We start from the raw sequence: 1,745 nt of genomic DNA, 5'->3' as shown, positions 1-1,745 counted from the left end.
TCATGGCGACCACCACCAACTAACCGCCTAACCACAACCCCAAACTTCATACCGAGCCGAAAGCACAAACCGCTACACCACTACACGGGACTTGACCGCGGGTTTCCCACATGTGCTTGAGCGATGTCGATGAGGTTTGAGCCATGCGTGCCATTATCCGTATCTCCGGTGAACTTCGCAGCAGGGGTTTCGAGAATGGCGGGGCCTGCGCGAGGGCCTTGGTGGTAGCTCGAAAGCTACTAGAAAGCTACTCGAAAGGGAATGTTTCTAGGTTGAGCTGCGGAAACTCGTCTACTAGAAAGCCTTTCGAGTAGAATTCCTTCTGTGCGTCCAGAGAGAAACTACCGAGATGACCCGAGCCTTCTTCTGCGTCTGCCGGAAGATCAATGGTTCGAGCGAAAGTCTTTCCGCATCAAGCCGAAGGATCTCGCCAAGACCATCGTCGGCATGGCAAATGCGGAGGGCGGCATTATTGCTGTCGGAATTACTGACCGGGAGTTTGATGGGGCACCGACGCCTAAGCAGGACAATGATCTGAGACAAACATCGCTCGACCACACGGATCCAACCGTGCGTGTTCGAATCGAGCCGTTCGATGTTGGCGACGGTGCGCAGGTTTACCTGTTTCATGTAGACCCGAGTGAGCATGTGCATTATTTGCGGTCGGGGGACTGCTTCCTGCGTGTCGGCGACGAATCTCGGTTGCTGAATGCAGACGGCATTCTCGAACTGCGTTACACCAAGGGTGAGCAACAGTTCGATGCGACGGTGCTGCCCCGTGTCGGTATGGGTGATCTCGATATGGAGGTCGTTGGTGAATATGCCAACGTTATTGGTTCTTCTTCCGCTGAAGACGCTCTTAAAGCAAGAAATCTCATCGACCGTGAAGGTAGGCCCCGAACAGCAGCACTCTTGCTCTTCGGTAAAGACCCGCAAGAGTTCTTCCCTAATGCACATGTCCGTGTTCTGCGGTTCGGTGAGGATGAGCGGCTCGCGGGTCATCAGCAACAGCTTTTGGCCGACGACCGGTTTGAGGGGCCGTTGCCACAACAAATTGGGGCTGCTCAGCGGGCGATTGAGGGGATGCTGCCGCAAGTCCGGCGCCTGGGTGCTTCGGGGTTGTTCGAGGATGAAAATCTCATCCCGAACGACGTTTGGCTTGAGGGATTAGTAAATGCTGTCATTCACCGGTCGTACAGCATGGCTGGTGACCATGTGCGGTTCGAGATCTATCCATCTCGCATCGAAGTTTCGAGTCCGGGGCGCTTTCCCGGTTTGGTGGACCCCACACGACCAGAATCTATTGCTCGATTTGCGCGCAATCCTCTCATTGCGCGGGTGACGGCAGAGCTTCGGATTGGTCAAGAACTCGGCGAGGGTATCCGCCGTATGTTTGCAGGTATGCGGCGAGTGGGGTTTGCTGACCCGATTTACCAGCAGACGAGCGGAAGTGTTCTGCTTACGTTGAAGGCGGTTCAACGGCTTGATCCGAAGACCGCGGACTCCCTCCCGCCTCACGCCGGCAGCGTCCTGTCAGTCATGCAAGCGAAAGGCAGGCCAATGTCTACGGGGGAGGTTGCAGATGCTTTGGGGATTTCGAACCCGCCTGCCCGCCGCGCGTTGAAAGCGCTGCGGGAGGAGGGCCTTATTCAATGGCGCGGTAAAGGTCCGCGGGACCCTCGGGCGGTATGGCTTTTGGAAGGGCCTTTGCGGTAGCTCGAAAGCTACTAGAAAGCTACTCGAAA

Annotated in this window: 1 protein-coding gene; it reads left to right on the top strand. The window is 56.2% G+C overall.

Annotated features, from left to right (window positions below; genetic code table 11):
- Positions 1-324: 324 nt before the first annotated feature.
- Positions 325-1,716 (top strand): RNA-binding domain-containing protein, encoded by a 1,392-nt coding sequence (locus HMPREF2736_RS01465; RefSeq protein ID WP_070828735.1) that lies wholly within the window; start codon positions 325-327, stop codon positions 1,714-1,716.
- Positions 1,717-1,745 lie beyond the last annotated feature (29 nt).

Origin of the sequence: Corynebacterium sp. HMSC036E10 (assembly GCF_001836265.1) — a bacterium.
Taxonomy (GTDB): Bacteria; Actinomycetota; Actinomycetes; order Mycobacteriales; family Mycobacteriaceae; genus Corynebacterium; species Corynebacterium coyleae.
Note: the sequence above shows the minus strand (reverse complement) of the source record. Positions and strands in the feature narration are given on the sequence as shown.